Below are 23,899 nucleotides of genomic sequence, written 5' to 3'. Positions count from 1 at the left end.
CGCGGCCGCGCCGGTCAAGGCTCGAACCGACGAACCCCCACTGCGCCCCCACTGCGCCCCCGCGCGGACGTGAATGGCCGAATCCGCTCTGTCGGAACGGTCAGGCCTGCCGCATCTCCGTGTCGCTGCCGGACGGCAGAAGCTCGGACCGGCGCGCGTGAGCGACGCCGCCCAGCAGGATGAGAAGCACGAGGGCGGGAAGCGGCATCAGAACGGGGTCGCCCGCGAGAATATGGCTGCCGACCGCGCCGGCCATGAGCACGGCGAGAAGACCGGCGCCGAGGGCGACGCAACCGGGCGTCCAGAGGAGCACCGCGCCGAGGAGTTGCAGGGCGCCGACCACGTCCATGAACCACAGCGGGTAGCCGAAGCGGACGAAGCCCTCGACCTCGAACGGCACAGCGGCGAACTTCATGCCGGCGGCCACCAGGAACACCGCGGTCAACAGGCCACGCAGCGCCACGCTGCCGACACTCCGCCTATCCCGAACCCGAGCCATCCCCATACCCCTCCCAGCAGGCATCACTCTCGGCGGATCAGACGAAGTGCGTCGGCAGCGCCGCGGTCAGGGCGAGCTGGAGGACGGCGAGCGCCAAGCCAGTCAGCATCGACCAAGCCACGATGTGGTCGGTGACGGTCATGCCCTTGGTCATCATCTTGGTGGCCATCGGTGGTTGCCTCATCCGTGCAGCCGTGGATCGGCTGTCCCAGGACGGTCATATGGCCAAGCTGGATTGCGCCGTTATTGCTTCGATTATTGCGTTGGATTGCACCAAATCAGTTGAGACGCCGTTCTCGGTGAGCGATCCACGGCGCCACGCGCGATCGCCGGCACGCCTCCGGGATGCGCCGGGACGCCATGGCCGCGCGGCGACCGACCGCCGCCGGCCACATCGTCGGCTACATGCCGGGGTGAGGCCGTCCTCGCCCCGCTGGCCCGGCGCGCTGTCAGTTTGCCGCCGTCCCGCTCGGCGGTGACGAAGGCCTTCGCGTCGGGATGGATCGCCGACGGATCGACTGGCTCATAGGCGACGATCGGTGTCTCAGGCGACACCGCCACGGTCTCCGACGCGCCGCCCCCGTGAGCCTCCGCGGCGGGGACCCGACAACCCGGGAAGACGGGCGCGGCGCTCGGCGACGCCTGGAGTCCAGCCCGCCCGTTCGCGGGCGCGACGACGGTGCTGTCGGGAGGACGCTGCCGATTCAGGCGTCCGCGTCGGCGCGTCCGTCCCACGCGTCGAGGCGCGACGGCGCCATCGGTGCCGCGGCGGCGATCCCGAGCCGGGTCGCGGCAGCCACAGCGGCGATGATGAGGCCGATGAAGAGCAATGGTTCGAGCATGGCCGTGCCCTCAGCTATGGGCCCGCGCGGCGAGATGGCGGCGCGCCGAACGGTGGCGGGCACGCGCATTGTGCTGCCGCCGCATCTGTTCCTGGAGGATCTCGTCTTCGTGCCGAGGGAAAACTGTGATCGCGGTCGATTGCGGGACACGCAGACCGTCCTCACGCTGCGGATAGATTGGTTTCATGACCGCTCCCCCGTATTACCTACGTAGAAGCTTAACCGTTCTTTAACCGATTGCAACCCGGTGGCAGGGTCGGGTTCCGACGGCGCCGGCGCGCGCTGGAGATCCTTCTCCCTCGGGTAGTCCGCCCTGATCGCCGCGGCGACGCGCCTTCCCTCACCAGCCCGGGCACTGGCCGCATTTCGGGCCCGACGGCTCCGGTCCCGGCAGACCCCCCGATCTCAGAGGCCGGGCGGCTGCTGATCCGGGCCGGGGAACTACCTCAGGCACGGTTGCCGCCTATGTCATCTGACCGGGAGCCGCCGTCGGACTGACTTTGATCGTGGAGGACGCAACGATGCCGCCCAAGCTGACCAAGACCATCATCGGAGCCGTTATCGCCGTCGCGCTCGCCGCTGCAGTCTCCTACGGAGTCATCAGCCAGCAGACGGCCGACAAGATCCAGACTCAGGCGAACCAGACCCTGCAGAACGATCAGGCGCCGGCCAGCACCGGTCAGCAGCCGCCGCCTCCGCCTCAGAACTCGATCCCGCAGGCACCCGCACAGCCGGGGGCGTCGCCGCAGAACCCCGCGCCGGCACCGCGTCAGTGAGCGAATCCGGGCGCGTCGATGGTGGGTCCGCAACGTCGAGCACGCCCCGGGATCGGCCCGGGTCACTGGCATCGGGGTCGACGGCACATCCTCCCCTGTCGGCGATGACCTGAAGCCGCGGCAACGAGATCGCGGCCCTGTTCGAGCAGAATACTTCGGAGATACGGCGGTCATCGCGGAGGTGCCCTTGGCAAAACCGTTTGCCACGCTGCTGCTCGCAGCAGCCGTCTCTGTTCTGTCAGATCTGCCGGCGCGATCTCAGGTCGCGCCCGTCAACAACTGGGCTGAGTTCCGCGAGGCGATGGCGGCGTGCTGGACGGTGCCGCCCGGCACGGAGGGATCCCTGATTGCCTACCGGTTCGGCCTCGACAAGACGGGTGCCATCCGGGGCAAGCCGCTCATCACCGCGCGGCGACTGGTCGGCGACCAGGACGCGCACCGTCGCTACGAGGAGGCGGCATCCGCTGTGCTGGCACGCTGCTTCCCGCTCAAGGTGACACAGGCGTTCGGCGCGATCCTCGGCGAGAGCCCGATCTATCTGCGGTTGGTCAACACGAAGCCGACGGCCGCCTACCAGATCAACAGCAACGTGACGATCTTCGCGCCTCGCTAGGCTGCCCCTCGCGGATGCTCGCCTTGCCCGCCCGGGGGCCTCCCGAGACCGGCTGACAGGCGGTCCGGGAACGCAATGCCTTCGCGGGCAGCGCGCTCGACGGCCCGTTCCATCTGTGTTTGCTGACACGGCCGGCCAGGAGAACGAGCCGCGCGGGAGGGGGGACCATGCGGACCGGTTGGGTTCTTGCCGGCGCGCTCGGCTGCGCGCTCGGCGTCACGCCGGCACAGGCGCGGATCACTCAGATCGAGGTCGTCACCGTCGAGCCGTTCGCCGACGGCGCTGAATTCGGACCTGCCGGCGCGTACGAGCGGGTCGTCGGTGCCGCCCGCGGCGAGCTCGATCCGGCAGATCCGGCCAATGCCGGCATCGTCGACATCGCGCTGGCGCCGCGCAACGCGCGCGGCATGGTCGAATACAGGACCGACCTGTTCATCCTGCGCCCGAAGGACCCTGCCCGCGGCAGCGGTACGCTGCTGTTCGAGGTGCTGAACCGCGGCCGCAAGTTCCTCTTCAACTGGGTGCTGGACGCGCCGGCCCAAGGGGCCCAGGCCGTCAACGATCCGCGCAACGCCGTCGACGCCGGAACCGGCCTCGTCCTGCGTCGCGGCGACACGATCGTCTGGTCGGGCTGGGAGGCGGACGCGCTGCGCCAGCAGGGCGGCATGGCCATCGACGTGCCGGTCGCCTCCAGGAACGGCAAGCCGATCGTGGAGATCGTGCGCGACGAACTCGTGAGCGCGACGCGCGGGCCGCCGGAGGCGCCCTTCTATCTCACCTTCAAGGCGGCCAGCCAGGACAAGGCCGGCACGCAGCTGACCGTGCGCCGCCGGGAGGCCGACCCGCCTCGGCCGGTTCCGGAGGAGGCGTGGCACTACGCGACGCCGCGGCAACTCGAGCTCCTGCCTAAGGGAACGAAGCCGCTGCCGGGCTCGATCTACCAGTTCACCTACCGCGCCACCGAGCCGAAGGTGCTCGGCATCGGCTTCGCCGCGACGCGCGACGTGGTCGCCTACCTGCGCGGCGATGCCGCCGGTGGCGCCAACCCGGCGGGCGGAGCGATCCGGTACGCGGTCGCGCTCGGCATCTCCCAGAGCGGGCGGTACCTGCGCGACTTCATCGCCCAGGGCTTCAATCGCGACGAGGCCGGGCGCCGGGTCTTCGACGGCGTGCTGTCGCACATCGCGGGGATCGGCGGCGTCTTCCTGAACGCGCGCTTCGGCCAACCGTCCCGCACCAACACGCAGCACGAGGACCATCTCTATCCGGAGAATGCCTTCCCGTTCTCCGCGGCGGTTCAGCACGACCCGGTGACGGGACGGAGCGGCGCGCTGCTGCGCGACGACGGCTTCGACCCGCTGCTGATCGAGGTGAACACCGGCACCGAGTACTGGCAGAAGGGTGCCTCGCTGCTGGCGACGGATCCGCTGGGCCGCACCGACCTGGCCTTGCCCGACACGACACGCGTCTACTTGGTCTCGAGCGGCTTCCACTACGGGCGCGCCGGACTGACCTCGAGCAGAGGCCCCTGCGCCAACATGCGCAGCACCCTCAATCCGGCGCCTGCCCTCCGGGCGCTTCTCGTCGCACTCGAGGACTGGGTGACGCTCGGCACGCCCCCGCCCGACAGCCGGATCCCGCGCCTGTCAGACGGCACGCTGGTGGAGCCGGCCGAGGCCGGCTATCCCTTCATCGTCGGTGTGCCGGTCCCGACCGCCCCGAACACGATCGCCCGCTTCAGCACCTACGTCGATCCCAAGCCCGAGAGCGGGCCGCAGTACCGGCCGCTCGTGCCCCGCGTCGACGCGGATGGCAACGACGTGGCAGGCATTCGCCTGCCGGCCGTCGCCGCACCGCGCGCGACCTTTACGGGCTGGAATCTCTACGCCGATCCCTTCCCGGCGGGGGCCCTCTGCGACCGGGAGGGGAGCCAGCTTCCGTTCGCCCGGACCCGGGCGGAGCGGGAGGCCAACGGGGATCCGCGGCCCTCGCTGGAGGAGCGCTACCCGGATCCGGATGCCTACCTGGCTGCCGTGACCAAGTCCGTGGACGCACTGGTTCGGGATCGCCTGCTCCTGCGCGAGGACGGCGACCGCCTTGTCCAGGCGGCGCGGCAGGAGTCCGCGCCATGACCGTTCCGGATTCGGTCGCGCCGCCGGCGTAGACATGCGTCGGGCGGACCTTGTCCCTCAGGGGGCCGTCTCGGACAGTCGACGGTCCTCCAGAGCGGCGTAGACCATGGTGCGGGTCAGCGTGCGGTAGTGCTGGCGCTGGTCGGCCGAGGAGGTCTGCATCATCAGGAGCGCGAAGAACCCCTCTACAGGGTCAACCCAGAAGTATGTGCCTCCGACGCCGCTCCAGAACCAGTCGCCGACATTGCCGGGGAACGGCGCCTCGCCCGCCGCGAGGCGGACCGCCACGCCCAGCCCGAAGCCGTAGCCCGGCCCCGGCGGATAGTAGGCGGCCTTCGCGATCGCCGCCCCGAGATGATCCGAGGTCATGAGCCGCACGCTGGCCGGCGCCAGGACGCGCGCGCCGTCGAGACTGCCGCCGGCGAGAAGCATGCGCAGGAAGCGGGCGCAGTCCGCCGTGCTCGATACGAGGCCGCCATTGCCCCTCTGGCCGCGCCGCGGCTGCGCCGGATCGTGAAAGACAGGGCGCTGCCCCGGTGCTTGCGGCAGCGGCTGCGCGACGCGTGATCCCATCGCGGCCGATGTCTGGAACAGCGTGTCGGCCATGCCGAGCGGCTCGAGCACGGTCGCGTCGAGGACCCGCTGCAGATCCGCGCCGCCGGCGATCTCCAGGACGCGGCCGAGCACGTCGGTGGCGTGCGAGTAGTGCCACACCGTGCCGGGCTCGTGCTCCAGCGGCAGGCGGGCGATCCGGTCGGCGAACGCCGCGTTGTCGAGATCCTCGGCGAGCAGGCCGTCGGCCGCGTAGGCGCGCCGCGCCGGCCCGTCGCCGAGATAGCCGTAGGCGATCCCGGCGGTGTGGCGCAGGAGATCCTGAACGGTCGGCCTGGCCCTGGCGGGCCTGAGGCCGCCGTCCGGATCGAGCACCGACAGGTGCTCGAAGGCGGGAATGAATGCCGCCACGGGCTGATCGAGGCGCAGGGCGCCGCGCTCGGCGAGCACCATGGTAGCGGCGGAGACGACGACCTTGGTCATGGAGTAGATGCGCCAGAGCGCGTCGGGCCCGAGGCGCGCGCGCGCGACGCGGTCGCGGTAGCCGACGGTGCGTCGCCAGATCGCCCCGTCCGCGCCGCCGACGAGCATGTCGGCCCCGGCGATCGCGCCGCTGTCGACATCGGCCGTCAGGCGGTCGCCGAGGCGGTCGAGGTGGCGGGAGGAGAAGACTGGCGCAGTCCGCATGGCACCGATGTAGCGCGCGCCACCGCGCCCGCATCGCCGCGGCCGCGAAAGGCCGGACGGCGACGCGCATCGGCTCCGGTGTCCTCGGGGCGCCGCGCGCCGGGGCGACGGTCCGGCCCGGCGAAGGATGGCGCGCCACGTAAGGACCGGGCGCGGCTCTAAGCCTCTGTTTCGACGCGCTCTCTTGCGCCGGACCGGTATCCACTTCGGTGCAGAGCGCTCTAGGTCGCGGACTCATTAAGCTCACAGCCAGACCCGCACGGCTGCGAGCTTGACGCTGGCGAGGAAGTTGTCGGGATCCTTGTCGTAGCGCGTGGCGACGGCGCGGAAGTGCTTGATCTTGCTGAAGAAGCGCTCGACCAAGTTGCGGTACTTGTACAGGAACGGGCTGAAGGCCAACACCTTCTTGCGGTTGGGCATCGGCCTGACGTTCGCCCACGCGCCCTGCTCAGCCATCTGGGCGCGTAACGCGTCGCTGTCGTACGCTCGGTCGCCCAGCAGGATCTGGCCCGTGCCCAGACCGCCCAGCATGTCGGCCGCCGCGCGCCCATCGTGCGCTTGACCCGCGGTGATCTTGAGCGCCACCGGACGGCCCTCGGCGTCCACCAGCGCGTGGATCTTGCTCGTCAGGCCGCCGCGCGAGCGACCCATGCCACCGGATCGGCCATCTTTTTTTGGGTGCATGCGGCATGCTGGTGAACCCGCACGCTGGTGGCGTCGATCATCTGCAGGTCTCCGTCGTAGGCCTTTGACACCGCGTCCAGAAGCCGATCCCAGATGCCACGCTTGCGCCAGCGCCGAAAACGGTTGCCGCAGGTCGTATGTGGGCCGTAGCGCGCCGGGATGTCGGCCCAGGGCGCGCCCGTGCGCAGCCGCCAGAAGATCCCGTTGAGCACCCGCCGGTCATCCACGCGCTCTTTGCCGCGCACGTCCGTCGGCAACAGCGGCTCGATCACCGCCCACTCCGCATCCGTCAGATCAAACCGCGCCATCAAGGCCCTCCTGCTCAGAAGGCTAACGACGCCGCGGTTCAACCGTGCCAGCCGTTATGGGTTCGCCACCTAGCGTCCCGATAGCAGTTTCAGGGTGTCCGCTTCCGCCGGTTTGCATCCCCGAAGCGGACCATCTTGAAGCCACCCATTTTGGACGTTCAGATGGGCGCGTCGTGGTGGCAGATGCTGGCCGAAAGCAGAACAATCGCTTCTGAAAAGGCCGACCAGAGATGCGGACGGCCTTCAATCGATCCGGATCGGAAAGGAACGGAGCGAAACGCGTCACTCATAAGCAGATGTCCCGGCCTTGACCGAGAGCCTCCGGTTCCATCCCGGCGGCTCGAGCGGCCAACCGGCATAGGCAAGCGTTAACCCTTAAGACAGATGTGGCGGACCATGCCTCAGGTCACTGTGGCGGTGTCTTGCCAGGCTGCGCCAAGGACCCTTCGCGCGCTTGCATAAGCCACCTGCAATCTCCAGCGTGGGCGCAATAGAATGGCCGAGATGTCCGTCGATGAAGCTCTCGATCGAGCCAACGCCGATATCCAAGCGGGACGGCACCAAGAAGCCAGAAATCTTCTGGAGGCGATACTCAAGGTAGAAGACAAAAACCCTCGAGCCTTGATCGGACTTTCGGTCGTCAGCTTCCAACAAGGCGACCTGCCGAACGCGGTCAACTACATCTCGGCAATAGTCCTAGAGAATCCATTCGACAGCGACCTCCTCGGCACGTGCTCGGCCCTTCTGCGGAGCTTTTCCGTCGAGGAATTCGCCGATCGTGTCGAAGCGATAAGTGATGACGCCAAGAAGGATGCGCGGACAATAACGGCGTGCCTCGACGGTTTTCTCAACATGGCGGATTTCGGATCTTCGGGCGAGGCGATCGTGCGCGTCCCATCCGAGATCGCTAGCGCGATCCACTTCATATCGCTCGACGCTCTGTCTGTAGGCTCCAACAGATCGAAGTTCGGTCGGTACTCGCCTATCAACTGTGTCATCGCTCCTACCGCGGGAGACTATGAATTCCGCGAGAAGCACTTCATCTACGCGTCCTCACTGCTGGAGGACAAGCAGGAGATCCTCGAGGCGTTCGGCCTCCGGGATCTGGCACGGGTCAAAGCGGTTCACAAGGTCAAAGCCAAGCGCATGTCGGATGCCCTCGATGAAATCGGGGTCTCAGGTCTCGACTATTTCAAGAGCGATCTGGAGGGCATAGACGGCTTGGTCCTGCGCGACGCCCGGCAGCACATCGCCGGGGCCGCCGTCGTACAGGCCGAGCTCCGTTTCATGCCGGCCTACGAGGGGGAGCCGCACTTCGACGAGACCGTCGCCTACATGCGCGGACAAGATTTCGAGGTGCTGCATCTGACCAATGAGAATTGGCGGTACGCGACCCGGCACAGGGATCACATGGCCAGAGGTCGGACGGTGTTTGCGGATACCGTGTTCGTGAAGAATATCGACACGTATCTATCGCTTCAAGGACGCTCGACCGAGGCCGTGGTTCGATATTGCCTCGCCTGCGGCGTGTCCGGCAACGCAAACTATGCCGAATTCATACTCGAGAAGCACAAGGAACTCGTCCCTTGTGATCTCGTCGCCGCTCTCGTCAACTACCTGATACCGAAGGCCCGCTTCGGTCAGCCTCAGTTCGCCAAGACCCGGCTCGGTCATGTCGCCATGTCGTGACCGGAGTTTCCAGCCTCACGCCCTGGAAGGCTACGGCGGCGGGCCATCCAGGGCGATCAGATCGACGTTCCGCGCCTTGAGGACGCTGAACAGGCCTTCCAGTTCTCTATCGCAGGGATCGTCCACGATCGCGGCTTCCGGCGTGTCCTCCTCCAGCCACGCCTCCGCATCCTTGTTGGAGGAGAACCCGAGCGGGTCGTAGCCGAGTCTCTCGAGCATTCGGCACGCCCGTCGCCGCCGTGCGGCGCTACGGGAGCGGGCCAGGGCCGGAGGCCGGAGCGGACGAGCGGCCATCACGCGGCCTTCCGCGACTTCGAGGACGTCGCCTTGCCCGCGCCGCGGTTCGAATTTAGCCGCGACCGCTTCGAACCCGCCTTCTTCCGGGCAGCGGCCGGCTGAGCGGAGGATCCACCCTTCTCGGAGTCGATGCTGCGCCTGAGGGCCTCCATCAGGTTCACGACGTTGCTGGAGCTCGGTGCCGCCACCTTCGATCGACCCTTGCCCTTCTCGGGCTTCTTCGCCTTGCCCTTGACCAGCGCGATCAGCGCTTCCTCGTAGCGGTCCTCGAACTTCGACGGATCGAACTTCCTCGTCGACCGGGCGATCAGCTCCTCAGCCAGGGACCGCATCTCGTCGGTCGGATTGCCGTCCGGCATGTCCTCGAAGTAGGCGGTGGGCGACCGGATCTCGTCCTGGTACCGCAGCAGGGTCGCCAGCAGGCCTTTGCCGTAGGGCTCGATCAGGACGATGCGCTCCCGCTTGTAGATGACGATCCGGCCCAGGCCCGCCATCCCCTTCTTCCTCATCGCATCCCGGATGACGGCGAACGCCTCGCGCGAGACCTTGTCCTCGGCCGCGAGGTAGTAGGGCTTGTCGAGGTAGCGCTCGTCGACCTCCTCGCGCTTGCAGAACGCCTCGATGTTGATCGTATGCGTGCTTTCCAGCGCGATCTCGCTGAGCTCCTCGTCCTCGACGGGGACGAGGTCGTCCTTGGCGACCTCGCAGCCCTTCACTTGGTCATCGCGGTCGACACTCTCCCCGGTCACCGAGTCGACCAGCAGCTGCTTCACGCGGTTGCCGGTCTCACGGTTGATCGTGTGGCACTTCAGGTCCCGCGACGAGCTGATCGCCGGATACAGCCCGACGGAGCAGGAGACGAGTGAAAGTCGCAGGTGCCCCTTCCAATTGGCGCGAGATGCCACCGCAGACTCCAGAATTCGCACAAGTATTCGTCGCCGGCGATGAGTCGATGCGATGCCGACCACGAATTCGGCGACTCAACGAGAGTCGCTCTCGACTCGTTCCTGCGCAGTTCGCCCTGTGGATAACTTGCGAGATCTTGCCTGCCCCCGCAGTCGAAGCGGCATCCCGGAACCGGCGATCGGCCGCGCGGTTTGCCGGAAGTCATGTCCGAACTCCTCAAGCCGTACCGCGAGAAGCGGGACTTCGAGTCCTCGCCCGAGCCTCGTGGGCGCCGTGGCCGGAAGACCGCCAAGGCGCGATTCGTCGTCCAGAAGCACGACGCCCGACGCCTGCACTACGATCTGCGGCTGGAGATGGACGGGGTGCTCAAGAGCTGGGCCGTCACCCGCGGGCCGAGCCTATCGCCGGCCGAGAAGCGGCTCTCCGTCCGCACCGAGGACCACCCCCTCGACTACCTGCGCTGGGAAGGGGCGATCCCCAAGGGCCAGTACGGCGGCGGAACCATGATCGTCTGGGACATCGGCTCCTGGGAACCGGTCGGCGATGCGGCCGCCGGTCTCGAGAAGGGCCACCTCGAGTTCGTTCTGCACGGAGAGCGGCTCGGCGGCCGTTGGCATCTCGTGCGCATGAAGGGTCGCGGCGGCGAGAAGAGGCAGCCGTGGCTGCTGATGAAGGCCGAGGACGAGCATGCCCGCCGCGAGGGCGACATCCTCGGCGAGCACGATGCGTCGGTCCTGTCGGGCCGGACCAACCGCGATCTCGCCGCCGGCGGCGAGATCAGACCCGACCACGCGGCACGTGCGAAAGTTGCCTTGACGCGCGTGACGAAGACCGCCTCGGCCCGGTCCCCGCGCGCCCGCAAGGCCGTGCTGCCGCCCTTCGTCGAGCCGGCCTTGGCGACCCTCGTCGACGCGGCGCCGACCGGAGAGGGCTGGCTGTACGAGATTAAGCACGACGGCTACCGCATGCAGGCGCGCATCGACGGAGGTGCCGTGAAGCTGTCGACGCGATCCGGCCTCGACTGGACGGCGAAGTTCGAGCCGATCGCGAAGGCCCTCCAGAAGCTGAAGCTGCCCTCCGCCCTGATTGACGGCGAGATCGTCGTCGAGAACGCGAGCGGCATCTCGAGCTTCGCGGCGCTTCAGCAGGCCCTCGCTGACGGCGACACGGGCGCGGCGCTCTTCTACGCCTTCGACTTGCTCTACATCGACGGCAAGGACATCCGCGCCCTCCCCCTGACCGAGCGCAAGGCTCTGCTGCTGCAGAGCCTGGACGATGCGGGGGCCGCCGACCGGATCCGGTTCAGCGAGCATCTCATCGACGACGGTGCGGCCATGGCCCGCCATGCCTGCCGCCTCGGGCTCGAAGGCATCGTCGCCAAGCGGGCCGACGCGGCCTACCGCTCCGGACGAAGCGATCTCTGGCGCAAGGTGAAATGCACCGGCTCCCAGGATTTCGTCGTCGCGGGCTTCATGCCCTCAGGCACGGCCCCTAAATCCGTCGGCTCGTTGATCCTGGGAACACACCAGGATGGCACCCTCGTCCACGTGGGACGGGTGGGTACGGGGTTAGGCGACGCGGTCGCGCGCGAGCTCTGGGTGAAGCTGGAGTCCCTGCGGATCCCAGCGCCGCCGTTCGACGCCGAACTGCCGCCCCTGGCGCGCCGCAATGCACGATGGGTGGAGCCTCGTCTCGTCTGCGAGGTGACGTTCCGCGGATGGACCGCCGACGGTCAACTGCGGCATGCGTCTTTCAAGACCATCCGGACCGGCGTGGCGCCCGACGAGGTCGTCCGGAAGGCGGCGCCGGCGCGCTCACGGGCGCCGAAGCGGAGAACCGCGGAGTCGACCGTGACGCTCACGCATCCAGATCGCGTGCTCTGGCCGGACGTCGGCCTGACGAAGGAGGGCTTGGCCGGGTACTATGCCCAGATCGCCGACCGCATCCTGCCGCACGTGATCGACCGGCCTCTGTCGCTCGTCCGGTGCCCGGCTGGCCTCGGCTCGTGCTTCTACCAGAAGCACGGCTGGTCCGGGATCGACGAACGCCTTCTCCGCGTCCTCGAAGGCGGGACCGGGAAGGCGGTCGTGATCGGCGACCCGGATGGCCTGCGCGCCCTGGTCCAGGCGAGCGTCCTGGAGATCCATCCCTGGGGCGCGACGGCCGCGGACCCGGATCGGCCGGACCGCTTGGTCTTCGATCTGGATCCCGGGGACGGCGTGGGCTGGACCGACCTCGTCGCCGGCGCGCTCGAGGTCCGCGAGCGTCTGCGGATCTCGGGGTTCGGCGCCTTCGTCAAGACGACCGGAGGTAAGGGACTGCACGTCGTCGTCCCGGTCGAACCGAAGGCTGGGTGGGATGAGGCGAAGGCGTTCTCGAAGGGGCTCGCCTCCGAGATGGCCAAGAACGCGCCCGACCGCTACGTCGCGACCGTGTCCAAGAAGTCCAGGGACGGCCGCATCTATATCGACTATCTGCGCAACCAGCGTGGTGCGACCGCGGTCGCGACCTTCTCGACCCGCGCCCGCGCGAGAGCGCCGGTCTCGGTGCCGGTCGGCTGGGACGAACTCCCGTTCCTCGGTTCCGGATCGCGCTTCGACGTCGCCACCCTGCCCGGTCGCATGGCGGCGCTCGGCAAAGATCCCTGGGCCGGCTTCGAGCGTGCCGCGCGGCCTCTGGAGGCAGCCGGCAAGCGCGGGCGTCGACGAATCTGACTGGCCTGTCTGTATGGACTTGCCGTCGGCTCGTGCAAGGTCAGCGTGGGCCGGGCAGGCGAAGAGCGAGATAGCGGACGGTCTTGGCCCCGCCGTGAATGGTGGCTGCGCCGACCTCCTCGAAACCGAGCCGGGCGTGGAAGGCGTCCGAGCTCGGGTTGGGGGGCATCGAGTTGACTTCGCACACGATCAGGTCGTGACCGGCCTCGCGGGCCTTCCGGAAGAGATCCTCGTAGAGCCGCCGCGCATGGCCGAGGCCGCGGGCAATGCCGGCGACCACGACCCGGTCGACGTACACGAAGCGCGGGTAGCGACTGCGGAACCATAGATAGTTCGGGCTCGCATAGGTCGGATGCCGCTCATCGAGGGCGATAAGGAAAGCGTCATTGCGGCCAATCCGGCGTACGTGGAAGCTCCCCGCCACGAGCTCGGAGAGACCTTCCTCGTCGAGCAGGGAGAGCTCGGCCGCGTGCGCGTTGTTGAGGGCCAGTATCGGACTGGTGTCGGTCGATGAGATCTGCAGCAGCGATGTCATGCACTCTCGCGTGTCGTCGGCCGAGCGTTGTACGCCATCCCGACTGCAAACTGGATCGAGGCAGCCGTTGTGGTCCCAGCGCGGATCGCAAGCTAGGTGGCCGGGACTCGGGAGTTGCACCTCTCGCTCTGGCATGCATTATACCAGTGACCTGACGCATGGGTCGTCCTCAACGCACCTCGCGCCCTCGTCAGAAACGTCGGGGGCGTTTTTTCTTGGGAGCGGTACGGCCGGCAGCTTCGGATGGAAGCTCGACGAGGTCTGCGGCGGCGGTCCTTCGGCCAGGAAGGCGCGATGGACGCTCTCGGTCGCCGGCGACACGATGATCGCGTCGATCGCACGCGGCTTCAAGGCCGGCGAGTCGTTCACCCTGAAGCGCTGCGCCACGAGGTAGCCGGGAAGCCGAGCCTGAGGCCCGGCCGGCTATCGCTTCCCGCCGTTCGGGTCCATCCATGGGCGGGCACGCCCCTCCCCCTGGGTGCGAAGGAGCTGCGATGAGCCCGCACGACTACACGTGGCTCCTGTTTGCGACGCCCACGGCCGTCGCCCTGCTCGGCGCCTTCGTCTATGTCGCGACTGGTCTTCAGGACCGGATCGACGGCCGCGGCGACCGGTAGACCGGGCCGCTGGCCCTGCCCACGAATGGTGCGCCTGTGCCGGGCGCATGGGGCGGCATCCCCGGGCGGAACCCGAGGTTCCGGATCCTGTTGTGGGATCGGCGAGCGCAGATGCCACTTGGCCCATCGGACGCCCGCCCTTCGGAAGGATCCAGATCGGGCACCTCGGCACCATGAAAGCAATCGTCTGTCTGTCCGCCGTCGTCGTCGCATCGACGCCCTTCGTCGGCACGCCCGCCAGGGCCGACGATGCCGAGGCGGCGCGCCTGTGCCGAGGAGACGCATTCAAGCTCTGCCTGAGCGAGATCCCGGACCGTGACCGGATCACGGCCTGCATGGTCCGGAACAGGGCGCGCCTGAGTCCGGGCTGCCAGACGGTGTTCAACAAGCCGTCCCGGCCAGCCACCGTCGAGGCCGCCAGCCACACGATCCGCTGAGCAGATGACGGTGGAAGGTATCCTCCGAAGGTCAGCACCTGCGGCCGTAGGATCGTGACGCCCGCCTCCCCGCCCATCCCATGGCTGGATCGAAGCTGGAACTGTCGATTACCGAAGCGCGCCGCATCGCGCTGACCGCCCAGGGCCTCGGCATGCGCCCGCTGTCGGACGGGATCGCCGTCTCGCGGATGCGTCGGCAGATAGGCCGCCTGGGCCTGCTCCAGATCGACAGCGTGAACGTCCTCGTCCGCGCCCACTACATGCCGCTGTTCTCGCGCCTGGGGCCCTACGACCGCGGCGCCCTCGACGCCCTGGCTGTCGCAGGCTCGAAGCGCTTCTTCGAGTACTGGGGTCACGAGGCGTCCCTCCTGCCGATCGATCTCCAGCCTCTGCTGCGCTGGCGCATGGACCGCGCCCGCCAGGGCCACGGCGTATGGAACCAGCTCAAGGCGTTCGCGGGCGAGCGGCGCGCGGAGGCGGACGCCATGCTCGCCCGGATCGGGCAGGAGGGCCCGCTGGCTGCCTCCGACGTCTCGGGCCCGAAGGCGTCCAAGGGCATGTGGGTCTGGAGCGATGCCAAGCACGCGCTCGAATGGCTCTTTTGGGCGGGACTCGTGGCGTCGACGCATCGGAGGGGCAGCTTCGAGCGCGTGTACGACCTGCCCGAACGGGTGCTGCCCCGCTCCGTCCTCGCCCGACCGACCCCGGCTCCGGTGGACGCCCGGCGCGAACTCGTCGCGCGATCCGCGGAGGCGCTCGGCGTGGCGACCGCGAACGACCTGCGCGACTACTACCGCCTTTCGCCGACCGAGGCGCGCCTGCCCATCGAGCAGCTCGTCGAGGAGGGCGTGCTCATTCCCGTGACCGTCCGCGGATGGCAGCAGCAGGCGTACCTGCACAGGGATGCCCGGCCCGGCCGCCGTCACCGCGGCGCGGCCCTCCTGTCGCCGTTCGACCCGCTCGTCTGGCACCGGCCACGGACGGAGCGCCTCTTCGGATTCCGGTACCGCCTCGAGATCTACACGCCCGCCCACAAGCGCGAGCACGGCTACTACGTGCTGCCGTTCCTCATGGACGGCGCGCTGGTAGCCAGGGTCGACCTGAAGGCGGATCGACGGGCCGGGGCGCTGATCGTCCTACGCGCGCATCAAGAGCCGGGTGCGCCGGCGGCTACGATGGAGCGGATACTCGCGGAGTTGCGATTGATGGCCTCGTGGCTCGGCCTGTCCGACGTCGTGATTTCGTCGACAGCCGGGCTGGAGAGCCGCGATCACCGGGTCAGTTCTCGGATGAGCGACCGGGCGGCGATGGAATAGCCGGCGGACCCCAGGCTACGCGTTGCGCCGGGCCGCGGACACCGCCTCGGCCAATGCCGGGAAGCCGCCGCGCAGATCGGCCGCCGTCATCCAGTAACCGGACCGCCCGAAGACCCGATTCAGTTTGGCCCTGCGGCGCGCCCCCTTCGTCCAGGACAGATGCGCGTCGGCCGTCGGGTCGATCTCCAGCACCAGCATGCGCTGCCGCTGGATTTGCATCGGGGTCACGCTGCGGATCGTCTCCCAGGGGATCCAGTCGGTCGACAGCCTGCGATCGTAGATCCCACGCGGCCCGACGGACACCACCGGTTTCGACTGGAACAGCTTGGGGAAGATCAGCACCGTGCAGAGGCCGAAGAACGCGACGCCGGCATAGGCCTCGAACTCGGCGAAGCTTCCGGGCGTCACGGCCGTGCGCCCGATTGTCGGGTGCGCATAGATCAGCCAGCCGGCGAAGGCCGCGAAACCGACGGAGGCCAGGAAGAGGCCGATGGTCCGCCACGGCGAGCGATGGATCTCGACGACATCCACGTAGGCGAACTCCGCAATGCGATGGGCTGACCTGCGCCAGGTCGCTCCTCGGGAGAGCGACTATCGCGCGCCCGAAGGCGATACCGTAGCCGATGTTGGGCGACTTCCTGCATGACGCGGTCCCAGAACGCCTCGGCGCGGGCGCGTTCGGGTTGATTCTCCACCTTGTTCAGGCAGGCCCGAATGAAGACGCATCCGCCGCGACGGCCTCAGCGCGGATCAGCGGGGCGGCATTCCTGGCCTGGATCTTCTCGACAATCGAGAGCAGGTGCGCGCGATCCACCGTCTTACGCGTGGCGCTGCCGGAGCGTCCGCTTCGGAGAACACGGCGGTGTACCCCGAATGGCCGGGTTGAGCGCGAAGCGAAACGGTCGGTCCTACGCGCCCCGACGATCCGGCGAGACGTAGTCTGGCCGTAAGCGGCCGATCCGCTTCAGAGCATGCCCGCTGTGGAATTGGACACTAGCGACAGGAGCGATGTCACGACCGCGTGCCGAAGTCGCAGCCCGTGTTTATTGGCTTTGATGACAGAGGTCTTTCAACCAAACGCGGGTTGCGGAGGGAGAGAATAGCCATTCCGCCGGTGGCAAGGACGAAAGCGACGAGTCCCGTCGAGACGGCGAGACCGCCCGTCAGGCTCGTGAAAAATCCGAACGCGATTGGCGCCGCCAGGCTTCCGACCTGCCCCATGCTGCTGATGAAGGCGAGACTTCCCACGGCTTCGGCTTCGGTCAGGAAGCGCACCGGTATGGTCCAGAACAGGGCGGTCGCCGACAGATAGCCGATGGCGAGCAGGGCCAGGCAGGCGATGGCCGCCGCAACGTTCTGCGCGACGAGGGAGATGGCGAGGGCGGCCGTCGCGGCCAGGAAGGCGGATAGGGCGAAATGCCACCGCCGCTCGAGCCGCCGGTCCGAACTACGGCACAGCAGGAGCATGCCGACGGCACCCACAGAATAGGGGATCGCCGACAAGAGCCCGACGCTGAACACGTCGGCTACGCCCGATCGCTGGATAATCGTCGGCGCCCAGAAGTTCAGAACGGTCCCCGCCCAGGTGATGGAGAAATATCCGAAGGTCGCGATCCACAGCTTCGGATTTCGCAGGGCCGACAGGAAGGCCCTCGCGGGCGCGTGTCCCTGTTCGAAGGTCCCGGATGAGAGATCGGCCGCCACGATCGCCTTCTCCCGTGGCGTCAGCCAGGCGGCATCCGCGGGTCGGTCACTCAGCACAAAGAACGCGCCGACTCCGACGAGTACCGGCAGCGCCCCCTCTACGAGAAACAGCCATTGCCAGCCCTTGAAGCCGGCCGCGCCAGCGAGGTGCTGGATGATCCAACCGGAGGCTGGTCCGCCTACGATGCCCGACACCGCAATGGCGAGGACGAACAGCGACATCACCCGCCCGCGCAGGCGATGGGGGAACCAGAAGGTGAGGTAGAGGACGATGCCCGGGAAGAAGCCAGCTTCGGCCGCACCGAGTGGATCCTGGCCAGGTAGAAGGTCGCCGGGCTCGTCACAAACGCCATCGAGCAGGACACGAGGCCCCACAGACACATGATACGTGTCAGCGTCTTCCGCGCGCCAATGCGGCCAAGGAGAAGATTGCTCGGCACCTCGAAGAGGATGTACCCGACGTAGAAGATGCCGACGCCGAAGCCGTAACTCGCGTCCGACAGGCCGATGTCACTCTGGAACGTCAACTTGGCGAATCTGACGTTTACACGGTCGATGTAGTTCAGGACATAGCATAGGAAAATCATCGGGATCAGCCGGAGGCTGATCTTCCGATAGATCCTGGCTCGTTCGTTCTCAGACGCTTGCTCGATAGCAACGCGCGTCTTGGACGCATCGGCCATTCCAAATCCCCCATCGCGAGCTTGGCTTCCGCGGCGCGATCCTGTTCGAATAATTCGCGCCGTCCCGACCGAGCCAAGTCTCGCTACGAAGCATAGCAGGCCATTTTGCAGTGTTGCGATGATATATTTTCGTCGTTTCAATCGATGCCATCGATCGATGATGCCGGCAGATCTGTCGCACGCCCTGCGAGGGTGTGCCGATCAATCAGCCATGAAGTCCGGAGACATCGACACAGTCCGTCCCGCTTCGGTCAAAATCACCGACCTCGGAATCGCCTGCTCGAAGGTCGCTCCAAGATCTGTCAGACGTTGAAGCAGCTCAGGCAACCGGACGAGGCATCCAGCCTCGATGTCATGAATGACCACGACACTCCAGTCCTGCTCCCGCACCTGGGCCATCGCGGTCTCGACCCAGCCGTCCGCGTCCTTCCAGTCACCGGGGACGCTGTTCCAGGTGATCGTCGTGTAGCGTTCGGCGAGGAGGTGATCGAGCGCCGCCCGACTCAACAGATGCCGGCCGATCAGTCCGTCGTTCCCGTAGGGGCGGAAGAGCTTCTCCGGTCGCGTCAGCGAACCGATCCTTTGCTGCGTCTCCTCGATCTCTCGGAGCGCATAGTCCCGGTCCGTCCGGTCCCCGAGTGCCACCGAATGCGTAAAGGTGTGATTTCCGATCCAATGCCCCGCTGTATGAGCAGCCCGCATGAGATCGGCTGCAGCGTGGTCGTCGAGCCTCTGCCCGATCACGAAGAAGGTGGTCTTGATTCCGGCCCGGTCTAGGATCCCCAGGATCTGATCCGTCACATGTGGTGTGGGGCCGTTGTCGAAGGTGAGGGTGACCTGCTTGGCTGCCATATCTGACTCCAATTCGGGCTCGTTCGCCGTAGCGGTCGTGGACACACTGGCGAGCTCCCGCGACGACATCCCCGCTACAACCGACGCGTCGAATGAGAAGTCTTATCGCAGGCTCGTCGGAGCGTGTGCAGGAAGGATGCGACGTGCGGAGGCAGGACCTCGTTCCGGCGCAATAGCACGCCAGGGCTCCGCATGGGCGTGGGAGTTTCGAGAGGAACCGACAAAAGCGTCCCATCCTCTGGGACGGCCTGTCTCGACAGGATCGCGACGATGTTCATACGCCGAACGAGGCCGAGGATGGGACCGATCGTGTTCATCTCTGCGACGAGGTGCGGGACGGCGCCGCATTGCCGGAAGCAGTCATCCAGCAGCCTGCGGGTGGTGAATTCCGGTGAGAGCAACACGACCGGCTGATGGTGGAGTTCCGCCATGCGGACCCATTTCCGGGCTGCCCACCGGTGTTCAGGCGAAAGCACGAGATCCAGAGGCTCGTCATATAGGGGTTCGAAGGCGAGATCCTGCTGGTGGTCCGGCCTGTAGGAGATACCGAGATCGAGGGCACCGGCCAGGAGCCGCTCCTCGATCACGCTAGCGGCGAGTTCCTCCACGACGACGCGCATCGAAGGATTGCGGGTGAGGAACTCGGTCAGGCAGGCGGGGACGAGATTGACGTTAAAAGTGTGCGTCGCGGCGATCCTAAGCCAACCGGTCAGGACCTGATCCTGGGGGGACAGAGCCCGAAGGCCCTCGTCCAGTTCGCCGAGGGCCCGTAGGACACGGGGCAGCAGGTTCTGCCCGGCTTCAGTGAGGAACACGCGCTTGCCGACGCGGTCGAACAGGCGTTGCCCGACCTGATCCTCCAGTTGCCGGATCTGGTGAGACAGGGTCGATTGGGTGATGTGCGTCTGCCGCGCGGCCCGGGTGAAGCTCAGGTGCTCAGCCAGAGCCACGAAGTAACGCAGGTGACGGAGTTCCATCGGTCTGCCCGTTCGATCGACGGCATCGATCAATTGAATGCATCGATATCATTATATCGATGCAACCCGGCGCGCTATACGATGCTGACGCTGGGCTGACGGCTTCTACCTTCACGGTCCGCCACTCCGCGCAAACGCCCTGATTGGGAGCTCGAAGTGCCGAGGATTGGGAACGCGAGCCGGGCCAGCGTCGGACCAGATCACCAGGGATTGTTCGACCGCCTGGAAGCGCTGCGGGGAAAGCCGGTCGAGAACGTCTTTCTCGCCGTCGCCAACGCGCCTGCGCTGTGTGACGGGGTTCTCGCGATGGCGATGTCGCTGCGCCAGAGCACTCTGCTCGACCGGCAACTTCGCGAACTAGCCGTCCTGACGGTCGGGCTTGAGACGCGGGCTGACTACGAGGTCGCGCATCACTGGAACTCGGCGGTGAAGGCCGGGCTGTCCCAAGCCAAGCTGGAGCAGCTTGCGCAGTTCGAGACGGATGACCGGTTCACCGCTTCCGAACGCGCCGTCATGCGCTTCGCTCGCGACGTGACGCGGACCGGCCGTGTCGATGACGGCCTCTGGGCCGAATTGTGCGGGTTCCTGGACGAGCAGGAGCGACTAGAACTGGTCCTGACGACGGCTTGGTACAACTGCGTCGTTCGCATCCTCCTCCCCCTCAATATCGAACTTGAGGACTGGTTCTCACGTCTCTGAGGGCGAGCGCGAGAGAACTTGCGCCCGGCGTGCCTTCGAACCGGACGGAAGTTCCGGAACCGAATAGGGAGATCATGAAAATGGACGTGACGCCCGGAGGTGATCCGCCCGTGCTTGGCCGACCGCCGGCTAAGTCATTCGAGACGGATGATGTGGATAGCGCCGCACTCTATCGAAAATTGCAGTGGCGGCTGCTGCCGTTCCTCTTCGCATGCTACGTGGCTGCCTATCTCGACCGGGTGAATATCGGCTACGCGCAGTTGCACATGCGCGCGGAGCTGGGCTTCAACGACGCGGTTTACGGCCTCGCCGCCGGACTATTTTTCGTCAGTTACTTTCTGTGCGAAGTCCCGAGCAACTTCGTCCTTCAGCGCGTCGGCGCCCGGCGAACGCTGGCGCGCATCCTAATCCTGTGGGGGCTCGCCTCCTCGGCAACGATGTTCATCACCGGGCCCCATTCGTTCTACGCGCTGAGGCTGATCCTGGGAGCGTTCGAGGCGGGCCTCGCCCCCGGGGTGATGTACTATCTGACGCTCTGGTATCCGAACCGCCGCCGGGCGGAAATGACTGCAATTTTTCTGAGCGGCAGCATGCTCGCCGGTGTGATCGGTGCACCTGTCTCAGGCTTCATCCTCGAAGGCATGCAGGGCGTCCTCGGCCTCAGGGGCTGGCAGTGGATGTTCCTTCTGGAGGGCATGCCGGCCGTGCTTCTCGGGCTCGTCGCGCTCCGGATCCTCGTCGACAAGCCTCAAGATGCTCCCTGGCTGACATCATCCGAGAAGATGCTCCTTTTGGCAGAGATCGACCGGGACGCGAACTTGGCTGCCGGCGGCCATGCATTCGGTGCGGCGTTCCGCGACCCACGAATCTACGTCCTCGCGCTGGCGTACTTCACCCTCGTCTGCGGGCTCTATGCGATCACCTTCTGGATGCCCGTGATGATGCAGGCCGCCGGTGTCCAGGGAGCCGCCGCAATTGGCCTATGGTCCGTAATCCCCTATGCGATCGGCGGCATCGGCATGGTGTGGCTGTCCCGACGCTCTGACCGACGGCAAGAGCGGCGGTGGCACTACGCCGTCTGTGTCGGTGTCGGTGCCTGCGCGCTGATTGGGGCGTCCCTCGCCGGCGCGAACCTTCCAGTCGTCCTGGCACTGCTCTCCGTCGCGACCGCGACGCTCTTCGGCGCGATGCCGATCTTCTACGGCATCCCGATGGCCTATCTCCCCGAGCGTTCGGCCGCGGGCGGCTTGGCGCTGATCAACTGCCTTGGCCTCACGGGTGGCTTCGTGAGCCCCTTCCTGCTGGGCTGGATCCGGAACGCGACGGGGAGCCTGACGCCCGGCCTGTGGTTCATGACGGGCCTGATGCTGACGGGCATCGTGGTGCTACTCCTGGCGACACGCCGCCCGTTCACGCGAGTCACGCCCCACCCCGCCAACTCCGGGCTCAGTTTCGGGTCTGAGGCAGGCCGGTGAGCCTCGATAGCTTGGCCCACCGCTGGTATGCGTCGGAAGGGAGCCGATCGCCGCTCCTCCTGCTGCACGGCACCGGAGGTGACGAAGACGAGCTTGTGCCCTTTGCCCAGGCAGCGGCCCCCGGCGCGCCGATGCTGGCCGTCCGCGGAGCCGTATCGGAAGGTGGCAAGCTGCGCCACTTCGCTCGCCATCCGGACGGTCGTTTCGATTCATCCGAGGTCGTCCGCCGAGCCGATGAGCTGGCGGCCTTCGTCGCGGCCGCCCGCGACCGTTACGGTTTCGGGCCCCCGCTTGCCCTCGGCTTCTCGAACGGAGCCAACATCGCGGCCGCACTCATGCTTCTGCATCCTGCTCTTCTGACGGGCGCGATCCTGTTGCGCGCCGTTCCACCGCTGACTGGTACCGCGGCCGCTGCCCTTGTCGGGCAGCGCGCCGTCGTTGTCTCGGGCGAGACGGATACGATCGCGCCGCCGGCACTCGGGGCCGATCTGGCACTTTGCCTGACCGAGCTGGGCGCCGAAGCGACCCACCATGTCCTACCCTGCGGCCACGACCTGACACCGGCCGATGTGCCCCTCGCCCGCGACTGGCTCAGCTCTCTCGCCGAAGGGGCACCCGCTGGACCGGCTTCCTCCCACTTGATTCGCCCTTGATCCGGAGATGATCGATGAAGCTCTGTCGTTACGGTGAGGTTGGGTCCGAGCGGCCTGCTCTGGTCGATGCTGCAGGCGTCCTCCGCGACCTCTCGTCGGTGTGCCGTGATCTTGGTCCGTCCGAACTCGCGCCCGACGGTCTCGCCAGGATCGCACAGACGGATCCGACGCGGCTGCCCCGGGTAGAAGGAAGCCCCCGCCTCGGCGTTCCCTTCACAGGCCTCTCGAAGTTCATCTGCATCGGGCTCAACTACTCGGACCACGCGGCCGAGGCCGGCATGGCCATCCCGAGCGAGCCAATCATCTTCCTCAAGGCTCCGAGCGCCGTCTGCGGGCCGAACGACGACACGATCCAGCCCCGCGACTCAACCAAGCTCGACTGGGAAGTGGAACTCGGCGTCGTGATCGGATCGACGGCGCAGTACGTCACCGAGGAGCACGCCCTCGATCATGTTGCCGGATACTGCGTCGTGAACGACGTCTCGGAGCGGGCCTTCCAGCTTCAGTCCAGCCAATGGGACAAGGGCAAGGGATGCGATACGTTCGGTCCAATTGGACCCTGGCTCGTGACAAAGGACGAGATCCACGATCCGCAGCAGCTCGACATGTGGCTCGACGTGAATGGAACCCGCCGTCAGACGGGCAATTCGCGCACGATGATCTTCGGCGTTCGCGAGATCATCGCGTACTGCAGTCGGTACATGACGCTCCTGCCGGGCGACATCATCGCGACGGGCACGCCGCCGGGCGTCGGCATGGGGATCAAGCCCAAGCCCGTCTGGTTGCAGCCGGGCGACACGGTCTCGCTAGGGATAGAGGGCCTCGGGCAGCAAAGCCAGCGCATCCGGCGGACCGATCACGGCTAGGGCGCCTGTCGGCCGGCTCAGGGTCGGGAGGGCGACCCGCCATCCAATCCGGGCTGAGCCGGCGGCCTGCTCGGATCATGCATTTCGCAGAATCGCGATCTTAGGCCCGTAGGTCCGCTTCAATGTGCGGCAGGTGCAGAACTTTGCAACGGCATTGCACGTGCTGACCACGAACGCAGTGAAATGCGGAGCACTACGGGCTGTGTTGGCCAATTCGCCGTGACGCGGGAGGTAGTGGCCGAAGATGGCGTGGCATAGCAGCATGATCTAGGTAGGGGACTCATTCAGGTCCTAGGTAGGGGAGTCATTCAGGTCCATGCGATGACAGAGGAAACTAGCGCGACGGCTGCGAGATAGTTGCAGGCTAGGCGATCGTAGCGGGTCGC

Annotated in this window: 26 protein-coding genes; 12 read left to right on the top strand and 14 right to left on the bottom strand. The window is 66.9% G+C overall.

The genetic code is table 11. The features are described 5' to 3' along the window. Positions 1-100 precede the first annotated feature (100 nt). From BMY19_RS28070 to BMY19_RS31050, 4 genes are all read right to left on the bottom strand, one after another. Positions 101-499: a DoxX family protein gene (locus BMY19_RS28070; protein ID WP_100253672.1), complete on the bottom strand. Its 399-nt coding sequence runs from the start codon at positions 497-499 to the stop codon at positions 101-103. A gap of 37 nt (positions 500-536) precedes the next feature. After that, positions 537-668: a hypothetical protein gene (locus BMY19_RS31715; protein ID WP_020095914.1), complete on the bottom strand. Its 132-nt coding sequence runs from the start codon at positions 666-668 to the stop codon at positions 537-539. Between the two features lie 535 nt (positions 669-1,203). Continuing rightward, positions 1,204-1,341 (bottom strand): hypothetical protein, encoded by a 138-nt coding sequence (locus BMY19_RS31055; RefSeq protein WP_157861912.1) that lies wholly within the window; start codon positions 1,339-1,341, stop codon positions 1,204-1,206. A gap of 10 nt (positions 1,342-1,351) precedes the next feature. After that, the gene (locus tag BMY19_RS31050; RefSeq protein ID WP_170863067.1) at positions 1,352-1,528 is read right to left on the bottom strand and encodes a hypothetical protein; all 177 of its coding nucleotides are present in this window, start codon (positions 1,526-1,528) and stop codon (positions 1,352-1,354) included. A 334-nt stretch (positions 1,529-1,862) separates the two neighbouring features. On the opposite strand from BMY19_RS31050, the gene BMY19_RS28060 reads away from it, so the two are divergent. From BMY19_RS28060 to BMY19_RS28050, 3 genes are all read left to right on the top strand, one after another. After that, positions 1,863-2,117: a hypothetical protein gene (locus BMY19_RS28060; protein WP_026605357.1), complete on the top strand. Its 255-nt coding sequence runs from the start codon at positions 1,863-1,865 to the stop codon at positions 2,115-2,117. Between the two features lie 181 nt (positions 2,118-2,298). After that, positions 2,299-2,730, top strand: coding sequence for a hypothetical protein (locus BMY19_RS28055; RefSeq protein ID WP_244535047.1), 432 nt, complete (start codon positions 2,299-2,301; stop codon positions 2,728-2,730). A 167-nt stretch (positions 2,731-2,897) separates the two neighbouring features. Next, positions 2,898-4,862 carry an alpha/beta hydrolase domain-containing protein gene (locus BMY19_RS28050; protein WP_100253663.1) on the top strand — a complete coding sequence of 655 codons (1,965 nt, stop codon included), beginning with the start codon at positions 2,898-2,900 and terminating at the stop codon, positions 4,860-4,862. Between the two features lie 57 nt (positions 4,863-4,919). Here the strand turns inward: BMY19_RS28050 and BMY19_RS28045 are convergent, their stop codons facing one another. Both BMY19_RS28045 and BMY19_RS28040 read right to left on the bottom strand, forming a co-directional pair. Further along, positions 4,920-6,101: a serine hydrolase domain-containing protein gene (locus tag BMY19_RS28045; protein WP_100253662.1), complete on the bottom strand. Its 1,182-nt coding sequence runs from the start codon at positions 6,099-6,101 to the stop codon at positions 4,920-4,922. 243 nt (positions 6,102-6,344) lie between these two features. Beyond that, positions 6,345-7,093, bottom strand: a protein-coding gene (locus BMY19_RS28040) for an IS5 family transposase (RefSeq protein ID WP_210186936.1) whose coding sequence is annotated in 2 segments (ribosomal slippage) — positions 6,345-6,769 and positions 6,769-7,093 — 750 coding nt in all. Because the reading frame shifts where the segments join, the coding sequence is not laid out codon by codon here. Between the two features lie 495 nt (positions 7,094-7,588). On the opposite strand from BMY19_RS28040, the gene BMY19_RS28035 reads away from it, so the two are divergent. After that, positions 7,589-8,782 carry a tetratricopeptide repeat protein gene (locus BMY19_RS28035; protein WP_081636586.1) on the top strand — a complete coding sequence of 398 codons (1,194 nt, stop codon included), beginning with the start codon at positions 7,589-7,591 and terminating at the stop codon, positions 8,780-8,782. A gap of 30 nt (positions 8,783-8,812) precedes the next feature. Here the strand turns inward: BMY19_RS28035 and BMY19_RS28030 are convergent, their stop codons facing one another. Together BMY19_RS28030 and BMY19_RS28025 are read right to left on the bottom strand one after the other, a co-directional pair. Continuing rightward, on the bottom strand, positions 8,813-9,001 hold the full coding sequence (locus tag BMY19_RS28030; RefSeq protein ID WP_100253661.1) for a hypothetical protein: 189 nt from the start codon (positions 8,999-9,001) through the stop codon (positions 8,813-8,815). Positions 9,002-9,075: 74 nt separating this feature from the next. Next, the gene (locus BMY19_RS28025) at positions 9,076-9,984 is read right to left on the bottom strand and encodes a non-homologous end joining protein Ku (protein WP_100253660.1); all 909 of its coding nucleotides are present in this window, start codon (positions 9,982-9,984) and stop codon (positions 9,076-9,078) included. Between the two features lie 204 nt (positions 9,985-10,188). Between BMY19_RS28025 and ligD the strand changes: the two genes are divergently transcribed. After that, positions 10,189-12,699 carry a DNA ligase D gene (ligD, locus tag BMY19_RS28020; RefSeq protein ID WP_100253659.1) on the top strand — a complete coding sequence of 837 codons (2,511 nt, stop codon included), beginning with the start codon at positions 10,189-10,191 and terminating at the stop codon, positions 12,697-12,699. Between the two features lie 40 nt (positions 12,700-12,739). Here ligD and BMY19_RS28015 read toward each other — a convergent pair whose 3' ends face one another. After that, on the bottom strand, positions 12,740-13,234 hold the full coding sequence (locus tag BMY19_RS28015; protein WP_020096265.1) for a GNAT family N-acetyltransferase: 495 nt from the start codon (positions 13,232-13,234) through the stop codon (positions 12,740-12,742). 494 nt (positions 13,235-13,728) lie between these two features. On the opposite strand from BMY19_RS28015, the gene BMY19_RS31710 reads away from it, so the two are divergent. The 3 genes from BMY19_RS31710 to BMY19_RS28000 all read left to right on the top strand — a co-directional run bounded on the left by BMY19_RS31710 (position 13,729) and on the right by BMY19_RS28000 (position 15,604). Beyond that, positions 13,729-13,851: a hypothetical protein gene (locus BMY19_RS31710; RefSeq protein ID WP_280141648.1), complete on the top strand. Its 123-nt coding sequence runs from the start codon at positions 13,729-13,731 to the stop codon at positions 13,849-13,851. Between the two features lie 173 nt (positions 13,852-14,024). Beyond that, positions 14,025-14,288: a hypothetical protein gene (locus tag BMY19_RS28005; protein ID WP_020096262.1), complete on the top strand. Its 264-nt coding sequence runs from the start codon at positions 14,025-14,027 to the stop codon at positions 14,286-14,288. An 80-nt stretch (positions 14,289-14,368) separates the two neighbouring features. After that, positions 14,369-15,604, top strand: coding sequence for a winged helix-turn-helix domain-containing protein (locus BMY19_RS28000; protein ID WP_020096261.1), 1,236 nt, complete (start codon positions 14,369-14,371; stop codon positions 15,602-15,604). 15 nt (positions 15,605-15,619) lie between these two features. Here the strand turns inward: BMY19_RS28000 and BMY19_RS27995 are convergent, their stop codons facing one another. From BMY19_RS27995 to BMY19_RS27980, 5 genes are all read right to left on the bottom strand, one after another. Next, positions 15,620-16,135, bottom strand: a complete 516-nt coding sequence (locus BMY19_RS27995) for an STM3941 family protein (protein ID WP_020096260.1) — start codon at positions 16,133-16,135, stop codon at positions 15,620-15,622. Between the two features lie 480 nt (positions 16,136-16,615). Next, positions 16,616-17,581, bottom strand: a complete 966-nt coding sequence (locus BMY19_RS27990) for an MFS transporter (RefSeq protein WP_280141649.1) — start codon at positions 17,579-17,581, stop codon at positions 16,616-16,618. Continuing rightward, positions 17,530-17,991: an MFS transporter gene (locus tag BMY19_RS31705; protein ID WP_210186935.1), complete on the bottom strand. Its 462-nt coding sequence runs from the start codon at positions 17,989-17,991 to the stop codon at positions 17,530-17,532. Before BMY19_RS31705 ends, BMY19_RS27990 begins: the two co-directional genes overlap by 52 nt. A gap of 201 nt (positions 17,992-18,192) precedes the next feature. Further along, the gene (locus BMY19_RS27985; protein ID WP_170863066.1) at positions 18,193-18,843 is read right to left on the bottom strand and encodes a polysaccharide deacetylase family protein; all 651 of its coding nucleotides are present in this window, start codon (positions 18,841-18,843) and stop codon (positions 18,193-18,195) included. Positions 18,844-18,917: 74 nt separating this feature from the next. Next, a complete protein-coding gene (locus BMY19_RS27980; protein ID WP_128083379.1) occupies positions 18,918-19,853 on the bottom strand; it encodes a LysR substrate-binding domain-containing protein in 936 nt (311 codons plus the stop codon). Between the two features lie 177 nt (positions 19,854-20,030). On the opposite strand from BMY19_RS27980, the gene BMY19_RS27975 reads away from it, so the two are divergent. The 4 genes from BMY19_RS27975 to BMY19_RS27960 all read left to right on the top strand — a co-directional run bounded on the left by BMY19_RS27975 (position 20,031) and on the right by BMY19_RS27960 (position 23,513). Further along, positions 20,031-20,519, top strand: a complete 489-nt coding sequence (locus BMY19_RS27975; RefSeq protein WP_020096256.1) for a carboxymuconolactone decarboxylase family protein — start codon at positions 20,031-20,033, stop codon at positions 20,517-20,519. Between the two features lie 80 nt (positions 20,520-20,599). Beyond that, positions 20,600-21,994: an MFS transporter gene (locus BMY19_RS27970; RefSeq protein WP_244535046.1), complete on the top strand. Its 1,395-nt coding sequence runs from the start codon at positions 20,600-20,602 to the stop codon at positions 21,992-21,994. Next, positions 21,991-22,647 (top strand): alpha/beta hydrolase, encoded by a 657-nt coding sequence (locus tag BMY19_RS27965; RefSeq protein WP_056531139.1) that lies wholly within the window; start codon positions 21,991-21,993, stop codon positions 22,645-22,647. Before BMY19_RS27970 ends, BMY19_RS27965 begins: the two co-directional genes overlap by 4 nt. A 14-nt stretch (positions 22,648-22,661) precedes the next feature. After that, complete coding sequence (locus BMY19_RS27960) at positions 22,662-23,513, top strand: fumarylacetoacetate hydrolase family protein (RefSeq protein WP_091683068.1); 852 nt, start codon at positions 22,662-22,664, stop codon at positions 23,511-23,513. Positions 23,514-23,899: the final 386 nt, after the last annotated feature.

Origin of the sequence: Methylobacterium sp. UNC300MFChir4.1, assembly GCF_900110155.1 — a bacterium.
Classification (GTDB): domain Bacteria; phylum Pseudomonadota; class Alphaproteobacteria; order Rhizobiales; family Beijerinckiaceae; genus Methylobacterium.
Note: the sequence above shows the minus strand (reverse complement) of the source record. Positions and strands in the feature narration are given on the sequence as shown.